Here is a 17,726-nt window from a genome sequence, read left to right on the forward strand (position 1 = left end):
AGATCAGGCACCTTCAACGAAGGTCGCAATGGCTAAAGTCATTAAAGCTTTTAAACTTAAATCTGACTGTCATTGTACATTGAAATATCTGAATAATCTCATTGAGCAAGATCACTGTCATATTAAAGTAAGAAAGATAAGATATCAAAGTATCAATACGGCAAAGAATACTTTAAAAGGTATTGAATGTATTTACGCTCTATATAAAAAGAACCGCAGGTCTCTTCAGATCTACGGATTTTCGCCATGCCACGAAATTAGGGATATGTTAGCCAGTTAAGGGAACAACGACATGATAAAATGGTAGTTAGCTATATTTTTCTAACTTTGCAACAGAACCAGCATTACTATCCTATAATTTACGACCATTTAGTAAAGAATTAAAATGTCTTTTTAGCACTAATAATAACTATAATAACTGCAATATAACTACATATTGAAAGTAATGATGTATCCATACCATAGTTTCCACCTGTAATTAGTACATTTTTTGTATCTAATATATACTGATATATTCCCCAATGATCATCTTGAGTTGTAATATTTAATAAACCATTTATATTCCAAAGCATATGTAATATAGCAGAGGCCCATATACTATTAAACGTCCATGCAGTCACTGCATACATTATTCCAGCAATTGAGCCACCTATAAGTAGTAATAATAAATTTTCTCCCTTTAACTCTCCATTAAATAGATGAACGAGAGAAAATAAAATCGAGGGTATTATAATTCCAAATAAAATTCCATATTGTTTTTCAAAGTATCTCATTAGTATTCCTCGAAATACCATCTCTTCTAATATAGGTGCAGCAATACCAGTAATTAAAAATGCGCTAAAGAACATCTCCATAAATCTGACGCTTGTTGAATAATGAGGTACTATCAATTTACCAGGAATAAATAATATATATATTAAATCAATTACTAATATCAAAATTAATCCTATAAGAAAACATGACTTAAAAAATTTTACTGGTATTATTCTATACTCTCTCATATTGCTTTTAAGAACAATTTCAATGAACCATTTTACTGAAAAATATGAAAGTACTATATATGTTAATGCATGTAAAATATATTCAATACTCCAAATGCTCGCAATATGCCAAAGCATTGAAATATTTTGAACAACAACAGACAATACAAAACATAATAAAATAATTAATAATGTCTTTAATAATTTTTTGATTTTCATAATAAAACCTCCCAAAATATTTGAGAGATACTTACATTAGTTTGAAAAAATTTGTCCTATTGTTCCACAAATTATAATTACTATAATAATAATTACCCACCATTTTTCAGACATAAATGCCCAAAAGTTCATTTCATAATAGTTTTTATTATCTTTTTTAATACTATTGTCACTTCCTGTAATGAGATAGTCTGTACTAACAGAAAATAATTGTGACAATTGCATAAGCATATTTAAGTCTGGCTCTGAAATACCTTTTTCCCATTTAGAAATTGTTTGTCTTGAAGTATTTAATTTTTCAGCTAGCTCTTCTTGTGTATAATTATGTTGCTTGCGTAAACCCTTTATTTGTTTACTAATCATAATGTAAGTCATCTCCTAGCTTCATTTTAAAGTGATCGAGGCTATCAATCTGTCCTCAAATTGTAGCATTCTGGAACTATATTGTTGCAATTTGATTATAAGTATTTACATTTTAGTTTACAAAGCTATAGTTTAGCATTATTGTAGGTTAACTACATTTTATAGGAGATACTATATACTTAATCAATTTCAAAATAAGTTATACGCAACTTATTTTTTAGTTTTATTTGTGGTACGCTTCTGCGTATCGGTTAATGATGCGGTTTATTTTTAATTTTTTATACCCAAATGATTTTTAACAGATGACTCTCATAGTCGCTTCTAAAATAACACGTTCTTGAAAAATTGGAATCACTAAGTAAACAAATTTTTCAAATGATTCTGGATACGTTGGTGCCATCAACATAAAACCATCGCACGCTTCTTTTTCAAACCATTCGATCATTTCATCCGCCACCTGTTCCCACTATTGCCTTGTGCCCTATCCAAGTACCAAAACGATCTAATAAATCTCTTAATGTAAGATGCTCAGTCTTAACTACACGTTGTATAGCTTTATATACTGATTTTACGACTTTTTCCTATAATGTTTCATAATCTGGTAAGGACGGTACAACTTCATCCAGTTTACTTTCACTTATATCTAAGTCAATGACTTTAGATAATTGTTTCTTGCATTTTTCGAGTGGCATCATATCATCTAATTGATGCTTAAGTTTTTACGCGTTCCTTCTTATCTTCATAAGCATAAACAGTGATACCAGGTAATACAAGAGGTGGTTGACGATTTACTTCCATGGCACTTTGATGAATGTTTTGTCTGAACTGTTGTTCATCTTGTAAACTCCACGCAATTGAAAAAATAGCATCCACGTATCGCACTGCTAAATCACGACCTGGGATGGAAGTTCTGAAATAAACGTGGTCGGCCATATTTGGGTGTTTGAATGTCAATAGCCCCGTCAACTTGAAAATACTTTTCCTGATAATGAAGTGGATGAATATACTGATTATCTAATTTTGCCCCAATACAGCTATGAGATATTTGATGTAAACTCGAAAGCATATATGCTGCAAGATAAGGTTCATAAAAAGAAGAAATGGTATCTATCAAACCAATTGGATGTGTTTCACGTGAAATTGCTGCAAGCACCATTAGTGTTTCAAAATAATAAGAAATATTGTCCGTTTCTTCTCCAGAAATATATTGATCGTCACCTAAGAAGAATACATCCAGTTTACTTTTTTCAGCTAATTTCGTTAATTTAATTTGAAATCAATATCTCCCACTTCTTCAACATATAAATTTAGAGTCTCCATGACGCAGGATGTAAGAGCTAAAACAGATAAATGCATGTGTTTCATTATCATTAATCCCTTCACTGTAAAATAAAAATAACATTTTAATTTATGTTTATTATAAATAAATAAAATTTTATAACATTTATTAAATGTTTTTTTAAAGTGTTTACATACAAGACTAATAAATTATTTCGAATAGTTACAGTTTTAAAAATAATTTTAAAAAATTAACAGGTTATAATGAAGTCAAACTAGTTGCTTATATATTTATAGATACGTAATCCACTTCGTATTAACCAATTATATTGAGGTACTTGTACTAATTAAGGTATTCATTTTCTAATTTTTCCAAAAAAAAACCGATTAATGTTGTAAGCGTATACATTTATAATGTAATTAAATAAGACAGGAGGTTTTATAATGACTAATTGGTTAGGTTTAAACAAAAAAGTAGTAATAGTTACTGGAGGTAGTTCGGGTATAGGACATGCCATTGTTAAAGAACTTTTAGAACAAGGGGCTGTTGTATATAATGCAGATTTAAATAATAATAATATCAATAATGAAAATTATCATTACTTTAACGTCGATGTGACTAATAAAAGCTCTGTAAAACAAGTTGTTGATAATATTTTTAATACAGAAAAGAAAATTGATGTATTAGTAAATAATGCTGGAATTAATTTACCTCGTACTCTCATTGATTCCAAAGAAGAACATCCTGAATATGAAATTAACGAAAGCGATTTAGATAAAATGTTTGCTGTTAACTTAAAAGGACCCCTATGGTTTAGTCAAACAGTTGGCAAATACTTTATCAAACAAAATGAAGGGAAAATAATAAATATCTCTAGCGAAGCTGGTCAGGAGGGATCTGAAGGACAAAGTATCTATTCTGCAACCAAAGCAGCATTAATCGGTTTTACCAGAAGTTGGGCAAAAGAACTTGGTAAATATAATATAAACGTTGTGGCTATTGCACCTGGTATTATTGAAGAAACTGGTCTACGTACCAAAGAATATGAAAAAGCTCTAAGTTATAGTAGAAATATTTCAGTTGATCAATTAAATGGTGATTATTCTAAATCAATTCCTATAAAAAGAGTGGGAAAATTAACAGAAATTGCTGACTTAGTTTGTTATTTAAGTTCTGATCGTTCTAGTTATATAACTGGAACAACTATTAATATTTCAGGTGGTAAATCAAGAGGATAGTCACATACAGAAAGTGAGGAATATTATGAGGCTAAATGAGAAACATATACGTTTATTAAAACTGTTGTTAAACGATAGTATTTCTCTTGACCGGTTATCCTTTGAAATCAATATTTCGAAAAAAAGCATTGTTACCTATATAGGTCACCTGAATAATTACTTTAATAATGAAATGGAAATCTATAAAAAAGGGAATCAATTTAACCTTTTAATTAAAAACGAAGATCATTTTTTTAAAAAATTAAAAGATTTAGAAGAAGAATTAAACAATAAACTAAATAAAGATAACAGTCTTATTAATAATGTGTTATCTGTTTTGTTAGATAATCATCCTGTACTTATAGATGATTTAGCAGAAAGATTCTATGTCAGTAAAGATGTCATTCATAATATAATTAATGAAATAAGAAAAACTTCTAGAACATATGATGTAAAAATCATAGGAAAACCTAATGTAGGATTATACTTAAGTGGTGAAGAATATAATATTAGAAAACTGGTTATAGATCATTTTCCTGGTAGTGTTAAAAATATTTCACTAAACGAAAAATTACTTAATGAATTTCTATATTTATCTAAAGAATTAAAACTTGATAATAATACTTATGAAAGCTTAAAAACTGCACTTAAAGTAACAATAAAAAGAATTAAAAGTAATTGCTTCATGAGTAGCAAATCATTAAATTACTCATATATATATGAGTCTTTAGAATATAAAAGTTTAAAATTCACTACAGATTATCTAAAAAATATCAATAGTCATATTAATAGTAAAGAAGAGATTTTAATTCTAGTAACTCAGTTAATAGGAAGAAGAGCAACATTTCTTGATGAAATAATTTCTTCTAATGATGAAAAGATAATTAATCAAATAATTACTCAAACTATTAAAGATGTTAAAAAATATTTTAACATCCAAATTGATAAAAGTTTATTTAGCAAGGATATACGACTTCATATTAAACATTTAATCAATCGACTTATTTTTAATATAAAAATAAAAACTGATATTGGTTTAGACATTAGTAGTCAATTCCCCTTTGCATTTGAATTATCTAAAGTTCTAGGTAGTAATATTTCTAAAGTCGCAAATATTGAAGTTTCAAAAGATGAGCTAAACTATTTAACTATATATTTTAGTGTTTATCTAGAAAGATTAGAACAGAATTTAAATGATATAAAAACGATAATTCTTATTACTCAAGAAGGATTAAGCGTTAAGAAACTCTTAATAAATAATATAAGTAATATATTTGGAAATACTATAAATATAAATACAATTGATCGCTACGAAGATTTAAATAATATTGAGAACGATTATGATTTGATTATATCTACAATTATTAATAGAAACAGTACTGATAAGGTTATTTATATTGATAATCCTTTTGATAGAAATCTTTTGAAATCCAAAATAGAACAATTTTTAATTTATAAAGAATATTTAATTAAAAATAATTTTAGAAAGCCTATAATTTTAGATTTTGTTACAGAAAGTGATTTTTATATTTTCAATGATAATCTTTATTATCAACAATATATTGATTATTTAGCTGATGAACTTATAAAAGAAAATAAAGTAACTTCCCATTTTAAATATAAACTAAACAAACGAGAAAAAAAAAGTAATACGGTAACTGGGCATTTAGGTTTTCCACACACTGGATATAATGGAGATGATATATGTATAAAAATAGCTTTTTTAAATACTCAATGTTTAGACTATAAAGATTTAAAAATTATAATTTTAGTAGCTACACCAGATAGTATGAAAAATGAATATTTACTAATAAAAATTTATGAAGAAATACTTTCTATTGCTAGTAATAATTACCTAATAAGTAAATTGCAAAATCATAATAATTTTCAAGATTTCTCAAAAACTTTAATTGAAGAAATGAGTGAGTAGTATGCTTTTTATTACCTTAATTATATTGGCTGCAATCGGTTTTGTGGTCCAATACATCTTAGGTTACTTTCAAATAAAAAATTTCACTAAAAATTATATTGAATTAAGAAGTAATGGTAGGGTTGCTATTGGAAGAAGACCATCTATATTTAAATCTGGAACCTTAGTACTATTACAATTGAATAATCGTAATGAAATAGTTAAAGGTAGATACATGCAAGGAGTCACAGTTTTTTCAAAATTTAAAACGTTAAAAGGAATTGATGGATATAACATCAAAAAATTGTGTCATACGGATTTAACACAATACAATAAATTGCTTGTTAAAGCTATCTTAGATGCGCAACATACTTTTAATGTAATTGAGAGCGGCGGTGAAATTGAAAAAATACCATCGCCTTTAATGAAAGTAGTTAAGAAAGTAAATAATATCTTCAAAAATGAAAGGGGAGAAAAATATGGAGTACATCGTTAAATTTGCAGAAGGATTTATTCATTTATTCAAAACAGGAGCAAATACGTTTATTGATTGGATGGGGAGCATCGTTCCTTTAGTACTAATGTTATTAATAGCAATGAACACAATTATTCAACTTATTGGGGAAGAAAAAATTAATAAAGTTGCACAAAAATCATCAAATAATCCATTTATGAGATATTTAGTTTTACCATTTTTAGGATCGTTCATGTTAGCTAACCCTATGGTTCATTCTTTAGGAAGATTTTTACCAGAAAAATATAAACCGAGTTATTTTGCTTCTGCAGCACAATTTGCTCATACTAGTAACGGTATTTTTCCGCATATAAATCCAGCTGAGCTATTTATATTTTTAGGTATAGCTAATGGAATTGAAAAGTTAGGTTTACCAACTACTGATTTAGCTGTTAGATACTTATTGGTTGGTTTATTAATGAATTTTATTGGCGGATGGGTAACTGATTTCACAACAAGTTTTGTTGAAAAACAACAAAAGGTAAAACTTAGTAAAGAAGTTAACTTAGAAAGTTAGGAGGGTAAATCATGAATAATACAGTAAAAATTAATAAAGGACCTGGAGGATTTGGCGGCCCCCTTACAATCAAAGTCAATGGTGATAAAAATAAGCTGGTTTATATTACCGGAGGACATAAACCAGAAATTGTCGATAAAATTGCCGAAATAACTGGCGCAGAAGTAGTTAATGGTTTTGAAACATCTGTGCCTGAAGAAGAGATTATGGCTGTGATTATAGACTGCGGTGGGACATTAAGATGCGGTATATATCCTAAAAAAGGTATACCTACAATTAATATTATGGCTACTGGAAAAAGTGGTCCATTAAGACAATATATAACAGAAGACATTTATGTTTCTAATGTTGGAATTAATCAAGTATCCAAAAACGATTCTGAAGAAGTAATGAATAATACCTCAGACAAGACTCAAAACATTAAAGATGTTAATGAAGAAAATACAAATAATACATCAAAATATTCTAAAGATAAAAAAATAATGGAAACACGAGCTGAAGAAGAAAACAAATCACTTTTAACAAAAATTGGTTTAGCAGCAGGTAAAGTGATAAATACTTTCTATCAAGCAGCTAGAGATGCTGTCGATGTCATGCTACATACGGTAATTCCATTTATGGGTTTTGTCGCTTTATTAATTGGAATTATTCAAGGATCTGGTATAGGAAATTTATTTGCTAAAATCATGTCGCCTCTCGCTGGTAATATTTGGGGACTATTAGCAATTGGTTTTATTTGTTCATTACCATTCTTAAGTCCTTTACTAGGCCCTGGTGGAGTAATTGGACAAGTATTAGGCACTTTAATAGGCGTAGAAATCGGTAAAGGTAATATACCTCCCCACTTAGCTTTACCAGCTTTATTTGCAATAAACACTCAAAATGCAGCAGACTTTATTCCTGTTGGATTAGGACTAGCTGAAGCTGATACAAAAACAATTGAAGTAGGTGTTCCATCAGTTTTATATTCACGATTTCTAAATGGCGTTCCACGGGTATTTGTAGCCTGGTTAGCTAGCTTTGGACTTTATAAATAAGAAAGGAGAATATGTATGTATAAAACATTAGTAAAAAAAATTGGTGAAGAAGCAGAGGCATTCAAAGATGAAAAAATGATTATTTTATTTGGTGAGAACGCCCCAGAGGAATTAGTTGACTTTTGCTATACAATAGAGGTTAACAATTTAAGTAATGAAATTTCAGAAGACCAATACGTTTATTTCGATAATAATGCATATAAAATTACAAAAGTTGGCACATCAGTTAATAAAAACTTAAGAGATCTTGGACATATTACTATTAAATTTGATGGTAGTATTAGCGCTGAACAATCTGGAACTCTATATGTAGAAAATAAAGAGATGCCTAAAATTCAAGAAGGAACAGTAATTAAAATAGAAAATTAAAAAAACTAAAAAACGTTTATAGCGTAATTTTGAATAATACTATAAACGTTTTTTTAGTTTTAATATTACATTTTATTAAAATTTTTGAAGTACACTCATCCCTATTATCAATTTATTAAATCTAATTTTTATCTTAATCATTTAATTCGTGACTTTTCAATCATCTTGTTTTAAATTCAATTTTTAATATATTATAAAATAATTCATTAAGTAAATTTCGAAATTAAATTCTTTTGTCCTATCAAAATTATTATATTTGTTTACAATATTAGTACTTATTTATTAAATCTTTTATTTTCATGAACGCTCATTTCCAGTTTCAACTGTAGTAACACATCATTAGCAGCAAATCCTTCTTTTACACGCTTATGAAAATCACTTATACCTTCAAACACTTTTGCTTTAACGTGTTTGTTATGTTCGTCTCGTTCAAATGGTTTATCATATTGTTTTATAAATGAAGATATTATATCTAACTTTTCTGTAGGTATAGTATTCTGAGTATTATCATAAAAATTATTTGAATAATCTTTTTTCCATGTATTTACAACATCAAATAAATTACCAAATAAATTATTATACATATCATTTGAAATGTAGGCGAATTCACTTCTTAATATAGTCGTTAATTCGTTATTAAGTGTATTTAAGTTCTCAATATAATTAAAATGATTTTCCACATTCATATAGCCGAATTTAGATAATATAACAAATTGAATTAATTGTTCGATATATTCGTTCTCATCTTCGCTAATTTCTTTATTTTTTAATCCTCCAATATAATCAAACGAATCACGGATTCTCCATGTTATATCGTCTACTCTTTCTATAAAATCACTGAATGAATCTGTAAATTCATGATATTTATTTTTCATTCCTTTTGTTATCTTTTTGCTAGAATCATAGTAATTTTCAGCATTTATATATTTCATATATGAATGATTTAATAAATTCACATAAGTTACTGCAATGATAAATTCGTGTATTTTAAGTTTATTTCCCTGCTTAAAATTGGACTTTGTCCATTTCTGTCCCTTCTTGAAATTATTAAAGTCACTACCATGATTAAAATAGAAATTTATGACCTCATTTTTAGTAATTAAATAATTATCACAGTCAAACACTTTATTACTTATATACTTATTTACATAAGCATATAAATCAAATGGGCTTGTATTTATACCATCTGAACATTCACTTACAATTGGTTTAATATTTGACTCCCAAAATTTCTTTTGGTTCTCACTTACAATGTTAAATAGCGCTTTGTAATTGTCAGTATTACTTATTTCATCTAAAATTCTAAGTAATTTTTCCTCGTCTATTTCTTCATAAAGAATATTTGTATCGTATATATCAAAATTGTAAAATAACATATTATCATCTTTCATATCTAAACGGACGACATCATTACTACTCTCCCCTCTAAATTGATTATCTATGATAATATTTTTCATATATTTTTCTATTCTTTGTTCTTCATTTTTGTGTTCATAGGTATGCGTAAATAGATATTTTAAAAATTGATAAATTATTTCTGTACCTCTAAATATTCTTCTCGTTTCTTCAACAAACATAAACCATTCGTAATAGCTCGATCGATCTAATTCTGATACCTTTATAAATTCACCCATTCCATCTAAATATCTAGTAACTAATATGTCTGCTGCTATATAACTTCCACTTATTTTAATAATTGGAGGTATATCACTATCATTTATTACAACTCTATCTTGTTTAACATAATAGCCCGTACTAACATTTCCACGTTCAACTTTGCATGATATGTCTGCAACAGCCTCCCAATTATTAATTGATTTTATACAATAACGATGTAAATATTCTAAAAAATCATACACTTTGATTTCCTCTTTTCTAACTTGTCAAGCGAAAAGGCTTGCATTTATATGTTCGTCTTTTGCTAAATACTATTCGAGCAATAAAGACAGGACACCTCTATTATAAGCAATGTAATCTTCTGAAAAAAACAGAAGATAGAATTAATTAATAATAATCAGGAGGAATTCAAATGTCTTACAAGCAAGAAGATGATTTTAAAAAATTAAAAAATAGAATTTTAGGTATTTCAATTAATTTACCGGAAGGACAAACATTTACTTTCCATGACTTGAACCGTCGTGCAAATGTATCGTGTTCTAAAGCAGTACAACAAAATGTTGGGCGTTGGTTCGCATATTTTGTAAAACATGCGCCAAATGTCCCATTTATCGTTATCGGTAAGGATACTCATGGACACTTAGTTTATCTTAAAACAGGTCCTAATCCACAGCATAACAGCAACCCTTCGAAAGGAGGTGTTCGCTAATGAGTCATCATGACATTTTTAGACTAGGTCTATACCATTTAGATACAATGGGTTGGCATAAAACTATTCTACCTAAAAAAGATGGAGATGAGAAAAAAGTGGTGACTATGTCTAGTTGTATCGCTGTTGAAGCTAAATTTTGGCATGCCTCAGAAAATACAGAAAAGATAATTATTTCTAACGGTAAAGATAAAGAACATACATTTGAATCTGATATTTTAACAGCTCGAAAGTTACCTTCCTTGATTAAATATGGTCACAGTATCAATGAAAATTATATAAAAGATTTGAGCTATGCACTACAATTAATGCGCGATGAACTGCCCACTTCTGATTTATATGATGGCTCGGGCATTATAGAAACACCCCACGGTTATATTGTAATGATAGATACCATTTATACATCTAAACAATATGATCAATTATCATCTTTAGACCCTATTGTCGATAGTGCTTATCCATTAGAGCCTAAAGGTACATTTAAAGATTGGTTAAATATGTATATTAACGAAGTCAAAGGTCATCTTCTTCTAGAGTTAGCGGTCGTATTTGGAATTTCTGCCTTAGTGACAAGCTTTCTGAAGTACAAACGTGAAATCGAATTTGCAGGAATTATCTTTAGTTTTACAGGCCAGTCATCAACTGGTAAATCAACAGCAGCAGCTTTAGCAGTATCCGTCGCTGGAAATCCAACTAAAGGTAATCAAACACTTTTTCGAGGTTGGAATGCCACACGTAATGCACTTGAAAGTTACTTGAGTAACAATTTTGGTATACCTATTGTATTTGATGAACTCTCATCAGCAACTTTTAAAGATACAACGGGGTTATTGTACTCTATCGCTGAAGGTCAAGGGCGTCAACGTTCCAATGTACACGGAGAAGTTAAAACGCCTAAGAATTGGGGCACTTCTGTGATTTCAACCTCTGAATACAGTATCTTTACTGATTCTGCTCAAAACGATGGATTACGTGTAAGAACCATCGAGATTAATGAACAATTTACTACAAATGCGACCAATGCTGACAATATCAAAAAAGCTGTGGCACTAAACCATGGTCATGTTTTACCGTTAGTAGCTCAATACCTTATAAATCGTGAAGATGAAGTTATTCAATGGTTTTACAAGGAAGTAGATTGGTTTGAAGCTAAATTGAACAGTGAAACAAACAATACAGGTATTCGTATGTTTAAGCGTTATGCAGTCATTACAACATCTGCGAAAATATTAGGTCGTGTTTTAGCTACAGATATTGATATCGCTAAAATCAGAGACTACTTTATTGATTATCATGCTCATACAGTCTCTGAACGATCACTGGCAGATAAAGCAATCGAAGTCATTACGCAATTTGTAGCACAAAACCGTGGTAAATTTTCTGATGACAAAGCGTTAAAGAATATGATGGAGAACCATGGACTAATTGCCTTAAAAGATGAGTATATCGAAGTCAAAATCATTGCGTCTGTATTTAAAAATATGTTGATAGAGAATCACTTCCAAGATGTTAATAATGTTGTTAATGCACTAAGGGATAAAGGATTTATCGAATCTGACCATGATCGAATTACAACAAAAAGAACAGTCAAAGATGACAATGGCAAAAAACAGTCACTTGTCTTTTACCATTTAAAGCTAGATTCAAAATATGCGTCTATTTTTGGTCTAACTAAAGATGCTGAACCTATTAAAGCTGAAATTAACTTGGATAACAAAAAGATACTTGAATCATGGAAAAAACAGAACGATGATTTAATTGATTTTTAATAACTTAAAGATGAAATCGTACAGGAGTAGATAAAATGGATGAATTGATTGAATTACTAGCTGATTTAGTTGTTGAAGAAATTAATCATGCTGATGACTAATAATAACGCCCAACACCAGCAGGTGTTGGGCTTATCTATAAATTCGTTCATAAATATATATTATCACTTTGGAAGGAGGAAATACGATGAAACAAGCAATAGGTTACTTACGACAGAGCACTACAAAGCAACAATCCTTAGCAGCACAAAAACAAACCATCGAGGCATTAGCCAAAAAACATAATATTCAATACATTACCTTTTATAGCGATAAGCAATCAGGACGCACTGATAAGCGGAACGGTTACCAACAAATTACTGAACTGATTCAACAAGGACAATGTGATGTATTATGTTGTTACAGATTAAACCGACTTCATCGCAATCTTAAAAATGCATTAAAACTCATGAAATTGTGTCAAAAATACCATGTCCATATCTTAAGCGTTCATGATGGCTATTTTGATATGGATAAAGCATTCGATCGGCTCAAACTCAATATTTTCATCAGCTTGGCCGAACTAGAATCTGATAATATAGGCGAACAAGTCAAAAATGGAATCAAAGAAAAAGCGAAACAAGGTAAAATGATTACAACACATGCACCCTTTGGGTATCACTATCATAATGGTACTTTCACGATAGACACAGTAAAAGCACCAACAATAAAAGCTGTATTCAATTATTACCTTCAAGGTTATGGTTATAAAAAAATTGCGCAATACTTAGAAGCTGATGATAACTTCATTAATCGCAAGCCTTATCAAGTGCGTAATATTATCCTCAACCCTAATTACTGTGGCCGTGTTATCAATCAATACGGACAATATGAAAACATGTTCCCAGCTATTGTCAGTACAACGATATACGAAGAAGCTCAAGTTACCCGAACTCAGAAACAAGTAAAACGTAAGCCGTCAGAAAATCAACTCAAACAAAAAATCAAATGTCCTTATTGTCATTCGACACTCACAAACATGACTGTCCGCAAACCAGATCATTCATTGCGTTACTATGTCTGTCCGCAAAATATGAATAATGCTCGCTTTGTTTGTGAATTTAAAGGAATCAACGCACAAGAATTAGAAACAAGTGTTTTAGCGACTTGTCAGGACTTCTTTCAAAATCAACAGCTCTATTCAAAAATAAACCATACTATTCAACAACGACTCAAAAGACAAAGAGATGTAGAAACTAAAACTACACTCAATCACGAGCAGCTGATAGAAAAATTAGCCCAAGGCAAAATTGATGCAGAAACGTTCAGAGAACAAACGCAATCATTACATCAACAATCAAAACCTATATCATCAATCAGTGCGTATCAAATTCGAAAAGCTTTCCAAAACATCATTCAACAACGTTTCACACTAAACATGTTGTACCCCTATATTGATGAAATTAATATTTCTAAAAATAAAAGCCTCGCTGGCATCTATTTCAAAAACGAACCACTGAATATTGTAAAGCAGACTATGAAATGATCAATTGTATAATTAAAGAAAGGATAGATTATAATGGATAAAATGAAGAAAAAGCTTGTAGGAGGCTACATTCGCGTATCCACAGAGAGACAAGTAGAGGGTTATAGCATCGAGGGACAAATTACACAAATAGAGCAATATTGCCAATTTAATGGCTATGAACTCGTTGATATATATGCAGATCGGGGTATATCAGGAAAATCTATGAACCGTCCTGAATTACAGCGCATGTTAAATGATGCTAAAAATGGAAAATTAGACTGTGTTATGGTTTATAAAACAAATCGTTTGGCACGTAATACTTCCGATTTACTTACAATCGTCGAAGAACTTCATCGCCAAAATGTTGAATTTTTTAGCTTGTCTGAACGCATGGAAGTCAAAAATTCAACAGGCAAGTTAATGCTCCAGATACTTGCAAGTTTTTCCGAATTTGAAAGAAATACAATTTTAGAGAACATTTACACCGGACAACGTCAAAGAGCTTTAGAGGGCTATTATCAAGGCAATCTTCCATTAGGATATAATAACATACCTGATAATAAAAAAGAATTAATGATTAATCAACATGAAGCTAACATCGTTAAATATATCTTTGAATCTTATGCCAAAGGTCATGGTTATCGTAAAATAGCCAATGCACTCAATCATAAGGGTTATGTCACTAAGAAAGGTAATCCATTTAGTATTTCAGCTGTTACTTATATTCTCTCAAACCCATTCTATATTGGTAAAATTCAATTCGCGAAATACAAAGATTGGAATGATAAACGACGTAAAGGATTAAACGATAAGCCAGTAATCGCTGAAGGTAAACACACGCCTATTATTAGTCAATCATTATGGGATAAAGTGCAAGCACGTAAGAAACAAGTAAGTGAAAAACCACAAGTCCATGGTAAAGGAACCAATATTTTAACTGGATTAATTTCGTGTCCCCAATGTTCTGCACCTATGGCTGCGAGTAACACCACAAACACACTTAAAGATGGCACTAAAAAACGTATTCGTTACTATTCGTGTAGTAATTTTCGAAATAAAGGCTCAAAGGTATGTTCTGCGAATAGTGTTAGAGCCGATGTCATTGAAAAATATGTTATGGACCAAATACTTGAAATTGTCAAAAGTGATAAAGTTCTCAAACAAGTTGTCGAACGTGTCAATCAAGAGAATCAAGTCGATGTAGCTGCACTTAACCATGATATTGCTTATAAACAACAACAATTTGATGAAATTAGCACTAAACTTAAAAATCTAATTCAAACCATCGAAAACAATCCAGACTTAACATCTGCACTCAAACCAACCATTCATCAATATGAAACACAACTGAATGATATCACAAACCAAATTAATCAACTCAAGCACCAACAAAATCAAGAGAAACCATTTTATGATACTAAACAAATCGCTGCTTTATTACAACGAATATTTCAAAATATAGAATCCATGGATAAATCACAGCTCAAAGCTTTGTACCTAACGGTTATTGACCGTATTGACATTCGTAAAGATGAGAATCATAAAAAGCAATTCTTTGTTACACTAAAACTTAATAATGAAATTATTAAACAACTTTTCAATAATAATAATCTAGACGAAGTGCTTCTCAGCACTTCGTCTTTATTTTTGCCACAAACTCTATATCTTACTATTTAGCTAATAGAACTATTGTTTGACAATAATCTTTCCTATCTTCTTTCACTTATTTTATCTAACGATCTTAGAATTCTCTTTATCAATTTCAATAACACTTATCTAATGAAACAGTCATTGTCGTAATTATTTTCATAACTACACGATGCTTATATTGAAATTGCTAAAGAACATCCCACAATGATTTTTTACCGGGAAAGGAATGGGATTTGCAGATTCGAAGAAGCAGAAGGATTGTGCAAGCACAATCCCAAAATCCCGTTATTCTTTATAAATAAATAATATATATAAGGAAGCAGAGACCCAATCCTATCATCAATACTTATAAATAATGAGTTGATTGTTCGTCAAAATGAGTGGGATTCCGGGATTTCCTTGTTACACCAACGTTTGTAGCGGGTTTTTATATGGAATTTTCTCTTATTCCCACCGGGATTCGTAATAAATGACAAATCAAATATATATTATCCCAATGATGTATATCAACTACATCACTATCACACTATCTAGGAGGCAATGATATGAAAACAACCACTCAAGAACTCAAACAATATATAACTCGTCTATTCCAACTATCTAACAGCGAAACATGGGAATGTGAAGCACTTGAAGAAGCAGCAGAAAATATTCTACCGGAACGTTTTATTAATAATTCTCCACTTGCGCATCTTACACTTGAAACTTATACCTACTATAATGATGAGCTACATGAGCTAAGTATCTATCCATTTCTAATGTACACCAATAACCAACTCATCAGTATCGGTTATCTGGATCATTTTGACATGGACTTTTTATATCTCACAGATACTAAAAATACGATTATCGATGAACGTCATCTACTAAAAGAAGGAGGGAATAACCATGAATAATTGGATCAAAGTGGCACAAATATCTGTTACGATTATTAGCCAAGCAATTATCATTATGAAAGAAATTCAAGACGAGGTAAAATAACTTGAAAATCAATCGCTACATCACAAGAGGCATTAGTGAACAACTATCTCTAGACCTTCAAATCTTACTTTGGAATATGGTAAAAGAAAGAGATAATCAACCTCATACAGATTACCTACACATTTTCAGACTACAAGACGAAGATAATAATATACTCTCAATCTCACATGAACAAGAACAACCCGCATACAAATTGGAATATCACTATACAAACTATGTAAAAAATCAAAATGCATTACCTAAAAAAGTCTATGTCATCCGAGAAGATGATGTAGACGTTTTTTATTATGTGATGCTTTTGCCCGAAGAATACTAAAAGGAGTGATTATATATATGAATACAATTAAAAATACGATATACACAGAAGCTATATTTAGCAAGGATGAAAAACACCGCTATTTACTCAAGAAAACATGGGATGAAAAGAAACCCGCTTGTACAGTGATAACGATGTACCCTCATTTAGATGGTGTATTATCACTCGATCTCACAACTGTTCTTATCCTCAATCAATTAGCGAATTCAGAACGATACGGTGCTGTATATCTTGTAAATCTATTCTCTAATATTAAAAGTCCAGAAAATCTCAAACATATCAACGAGCCATACAATGAACACACCGACATTCACTTGATGAAAGCGATAAGTGAAAGTGAAACAGTGATTCTTGCTTATGGTGCCTATGCGAAGCGCCCTGTTGTAGTCGAACGTGTAGCGCAAGTGATGGAAATGTTAAAACCACATAAAAAGAAAGTTAAAAAACTCATTAATCCAGCAACAAATGAAATCATGCATCCACTTAACCCTAAAGCACGTCAAAAATGGACTTTGAAATAAAGGAGGATTATCTATGAACCATGACACTACACAATCAAATTGGCGAACAGTTGCTAACTTCTTAGCAAAGCATAATTATACATCAGTAGTAAAAGGGCTAGTATATCATTTCACAGTAATTGAAGATGAAGAAATATTGGATAAAATCTATGCTGATTTTATGAATGACGATTGTATTACAACGGTCCTTAATAATGATTTACAGACAATTATTAACCATTATCTATCAAAATGAAAACTATATTCTAATAA

21 protein-coding genes are annotated in these 17,726 nt (G+C 30.2%); 15 read left to right on the plus strand and 6 right to left on the minus strand.

Annotated features, from left to right (window positions below; all coding sequences use genetic code 11):
- Positions 1-280 (plus strand): DDE-type integrase/transposase/recombinase (locus HMPREF3046_RS10825; protein ID WP_070719477.1); only part of this gene is annotated, 280 nt, incomplete at its 5' end.
- Positions 281-380: 100 nt separating this feature from the next.
- Here the strand turns inward: HMPREF3046_RS10825 and HMPREF3046_RS10830 are convergent.
- The 5 genes from HMPREF3046_RS10830 to HMPREF3046_RS11615 form a co-directional block, all read right to left on the minus strand.
- Complete coding sequence (locus HMPREF3046_RS10830) at positions 381-1,199, minus strand: CPBP family intramembrane glutamic endopeptidase (protein ID WP_002484875.1); 819 nt, start codon at positions 1,197-1,199, stop codon at positions 381-383.
- A gap of 36 nt (positions 1,200-1,235) precedes the next feature.
- The gene (locus tag HMPREF3046_RS10835) at positions 1,236-1,562 is read right to left on the minus strand and encodes a helix-turn-helix domain-containing protein (RefSeq protein WP_012085243.1); all 327 of its coding nucleotides are present in this window, start codon (positions 1,560-1,562) and stop codon (positions 1,236-1,238) included.
- A gap of 295 nt (positions 1,563-1,857) precedes the next feature.
- Entirely contained in the window at positions 1,858-2,007 is a 150-nt protein-coding gene (locus HMPREF3046_RS11605) for a hypothetical protein (protein ID WP_001808882.1), read from the minus strand.
- A gap of 266 nt (positions 2,008-2,273) precedes the next feature.
- Positions 2,274-2,495 (minus strand): hypothetical protein, encoded by a 222-nt coding sequence (locus HMPREF3046_RS11610; RefSeq protein WP_029376814.1) that lies wholly within the window; start codon positions 2,493-2,495, stop codon positions 2,274-2,276.
- Positions 2,452-2,718: a hypothetical protein gene (locus HMPREF3046_RS11615; RefSeq protein WP_239682556.1), complete on the minus strand. Its 267-nt coding sequence runs from the start codon at positions 2,716-2,718 to the stop codon at positions 2,452-2,454. The genes HMPREF3046_RS11610 and HMPREF3046_RS11615 overlap by 44 nt, the downstream gene beginning before the upstream one ends.
- Before the next feature lie 566 nt (positions 2,719-3,284).
- On the opposite strand from HMPREF3046_RS11615, the gene HMPREF3046_RS10845 reads away from it, so the two are divergent.
- The 6 genes from HMPREF3046_RS10845 to HMPREF3046_RS10870 all read left to right on the plus strand — a co-directional run bounded on the left by HMPREF3046_RS10845 (position 3,285) and on the right by HMPREF3046_RS10870 (position 8,404).
- Positions 3,285-4,079, plus strand: a complete 795-nt coding sequence (locus HMPREF3046_RS10845; protein ID WP_000186198.1) for an SDR family oxidoreductase — start codon at positions 3,285-3,287, stop codon at positions 4,077-4,079.
- Between the two features lie 172 nt (positions 4,080-4,251).
- On the plus strand, positions 4,252-5,988 hold the full coding sequence (locus HMPREF3046_RS10850) for a BglG family transcription antiterminator (RefSeq protein ID WP_225973925.1): 1,737 nt from the start codon (positions 4,252-4,254) through the stop codon (positions 5,986-5,988).
- Between the two features lies 1 nt (position 5,989).
- Complete coding sequence (locus tag HMPREF3046_RS10855) at positions 5,990-6,463, plus strand: transcriptional regulator GutM (protein ID WP_000897589.1); 474 nt, start codon at positions 5,990-5,992, stop codon at positions 6,461-6,463.
- Positions 6,447-6,998, plus strand: a complete 552-nt coding sequence (locus tag HMPREF3046_RS10860) for a PTS glucitol/sorbitol transporter subunit IIC (protein WP_000455774.1) — start codon at positions 6,447-6,449, stop codon at positions 6,996-6,998. The genes HMPREF3046_RS10855 and HMPREF3046_RS10860 overlap by 17 nt, the downstream gene beginning before the upstream one ends.
- Before the next feature lie 11 nt (positions 6,999-7,009).
- Entirely contained in the window at positions 7,010-8,035 is a 1,026-nt protein-coding gene (locus HMPREF3046_RS10865; protein WP_017176072.1) for a PTS glucitol/sorbitol transporter subunit IIB, read from the plus strand.
- 15 nt (positions 8,036-8,050) lie between these two features.
- The gene (locus HMPREF3046_RS10870; protein ID WP_000278595.1) at positions 8,051-8,404 is read left to right on the plus strand and encodes a PTS glucitol/sorbitol transporter subunit IIA; all 354 of its coding nucleotides are present in this window, start codon (positions 8,051-8,053) and stop codon (positions 8,402-8,404) included.
- Between the two features lie 275 nt (positions 8,405-8,679).
- Here the strand turns inward: HMPREF3046_RS10870 and HMPREF3046_RS10875 are convergent, their stop codons facing one another.
- Entirely contained in the window at positions 8,680-10,263 is a 1,584-nt protein-coding gene (locus HMPREF3046_RS10875) for a hypothetical protein (RefSeq protein WP_017176073.1), read from the minus strand.
- Positions 10,264-10,433: 170 nt separating this feature from the next.
- On the opposite strand from HMPREF3046_RS10875, the gene ssb reads away from it, so the two are divergent.
- The 8 genes from ssb to HMPREF3046_RS10915 all read left to right on the plus strand — a co-directional run bounded on the left by ssb (position 10,434) and on the right by HMPREF3046_RS10915 (position 17,709).
- Positions 10,434-10,730, plus strand: a complete 297-nt coding sequence (gene ssb, locus HMPREF3046_RS10880; RefSeq protein ID WP_017176074.1) for a cassette chromosome ssDNA-binding protein — start codon at positions 10,434-10,436, stop codon at positions 10,728-10,730.
- Complete coding sequence (gene cch1 / locus HMPREF3046_RS10885) at positions 10,730-12,499, plus strand: cassette chromosome replicative helicase (RefSeq protein WP_017176075.1); 1,770 nt, start codon at positions 10,730-10,732, stop codon at positions 12,497-12,499. Before ssb ends, cch1 begins: the two co-directional genes overlap by 1 nt.
- 187 nt (positions 12,500-12,686) lie before the next feature.
- Positions 12,687-14,024, plus strand: coding sequence for a cassette chromosome recombinase CcrA (gene ccrA, locus HMPREF3046_RS10890; protein ID WP_017176076.1), 1,338 nt, complete (start codon positions 12,687-12,689; stop codon positions 14,022-14,024).
- 33 nt (positions 14,025-14,057) lie between these two features.
- Positions 14,058-15,683, plus strand: a complete 1,626-nt coding sequence (ccrB, locus tag HMPREF3046_RS10895) for a cassette chromosome recombinase CcrB (RefSeq protein ID WP_017176077.1) — start codon at positions 14,058-14,060, stop codon at positions 15,681-15,683.
- Between the two features lie 518 nt (positions 15,684-16,201).
- The gene (locus tag HMPREF3046_RS10900) at positions 16,202-16,552 is read left to right on the plus strand and encodes an SAUGI family uracil-DNA glycosylase inhibitor (RefSeq protein WP_037552474.1); all 351 of its coding nucleotides are present in this window, start codon (positions 16,202-16,204) and stop codon (positions 16,550-16,552) included.
- Between the two features lie 86 nt (positions 16,553-16,638).
- Positions 16,639-16,953: a DUF960 family protein gene (locus HMPREF3046_RS10905; protein ID WP_037552475.1), complete on the plus strand. Its 315-nt coding sequence runs from the start codon at positions 16,639-16,641 to the stop codon at positions 16,951-16,953.
- A 17-nt stretch (positions 16,954-16,970) separates the two neighbouring features.
- Complete coding sequence (locus HMPREF3046_RS10910; protein ID WP_017175385.1) at positions 16,971-17,474, plus strand: DUF1643 domain-containing protein; 504 nt, start codon at positions 16,971-16,973, stop codon at positions 17,472-17,474.
- A 13-nt stretch (positions 17,475-17,487) separates the two neighbouring features.
- On the plus strand, positions 17,488-17,709 hold the full coding sequence (locus HMPREF3046_RS10915; RefSeq protein ID WP_017175386.1) for a hypothetical protein: 222 nt from the start codon (positions 17,488-17,490) through the stop codon (positions 17,707-17,709).
- Positions 17,710-17,726 lie beyond the last annotated feature (17 nt).

It is taken from the genome of Staphylococcus sp. HMSC070D05, assembly GCF_001815595.1.
Classification (GTDB): Bacteria; Bacillota; Bacilli; order Staphylococcales; family Staphylococcaceae; genus Staphylococcus; species Staphylococcus hominis.

Coding starts and splice junctions, on each gene's coding strand:
- HMPREF3046_RS10830 (WP_002484875.1), bottom strand. CDS start 1,199: ATGAAAATCAAAAAATTATTAAAGACATTATTAATTATTTTATTATGT.
- HMPREF3046_RS10835 (WP_012085243.1), bottom strand. CDS start 1,562: ATGATTAGTAAACAAATAAAGGGTTTACGCAAGCAACATAATTATACA.
- HMPREF3046_RS11605 (WP_001808882.1), bottom strand. CDS start 2,007: ATGATCGAATGGTTTGAAAAAGAAGCGTGCGATGGTTTTATGTTGATG.
- HMPREF3046_RS11610 (WP_029376814.1), bottom strand. CDS start 2,495: ATGGCCGACCACGTTTATTTCAGAACTTCCATCCCAGGTCGTGATTTA.
- HMPREF3046_RS11615 (WP_239682556.1), bottom strand. CDS start 2,718: ATGGTGCTTGCAGCAATTTCACGTGAAACACATCCAATTGGTTTGATA.
- HMPREF3046_RS10845 (WP_000186198.1), top strand. CDS start 3,285: ATGACTAATTGGTTAGGTTTAAACAAAAAAGTAGTAATAGTTACTGGA.
- HMPREF3046_RS10850 (WP_225973925.1), top strand. CDS start 4,252: ATGGAAATCTATAAAAAAGGGAATCAATTTAACCTTTTAATTAAAAAC.
- HMPREF3046_RS10855 (WP_000897589.1), top strand. CDS start 5,990: ATGCTTTTTATTACCTTAATTATATTGGCTGCAATCGGTTTTGTGGTC.
- HMPREF3046_RS10860 (WP_000455774.1), top strand. CDS start 6,447: ATGGAGTACATCGTTAAATTTGCAGAAGGATTTATTCATTTATTCAAA.
- HMPREF3046_RS10865 (WP_017176072.1), top strand. CDS start 7,010: ATGAATAATACAGTAAAAATTAATAAAGGACCTGGAGGATTTGGCGGC.
- HMPREF3046_RS10870 (WP_000278595.1), top strand. CDS start 8,051: ATGTATAAAACATTAGTAAAAAAAATTGGTGAAGAAGCAGAGGCATTC.
- ssb (WP_017176074.1), top strand. CDS start 10,434: ATGTCTTACAAGCAAGAAGATGATTTTAAAAAATTAAAAAATAGAATT.
- cch1 (WP_017176075.1), top strand. CDS start 10,730: ATGAGTCATCATGACATTTTTAGACTAGGTCTATACCATTTAGATACA.
- ccrA (WP_017176076.1), top strand. CDS start 12,687: ATGAAACAAGCAATAGGTTACTTACGACAGAGCACTACAAAGCAACAA.
- ccrB (WP_017176077.1), top strand. CDS start 14,058: ATGGATAAAATGAAGAAAAAGCTTGTAGGAGGCTACATTCGCGTATCC.
- HMPREF3046_RS10900 (WP_037552474.1), top strand. CDS start 16,202: ATGAAAACAACCACTCAAGAACTCAAACAATATATAACTCGTCTATTC.
- HMPREF3046_RS10910 (WP_017175385.1), top strand. CDS start 16,971: ATGAATACAATTAAAAATACGATATACACAGAAGCTATATTTAGCAAG.
- HMPREF3046_RS10915 (WP_017175386.1), top strand. CDS start 17,488: ATGAACCATGACACTACACAATCAAATTGGCGAACAGTTGCTAACTTC.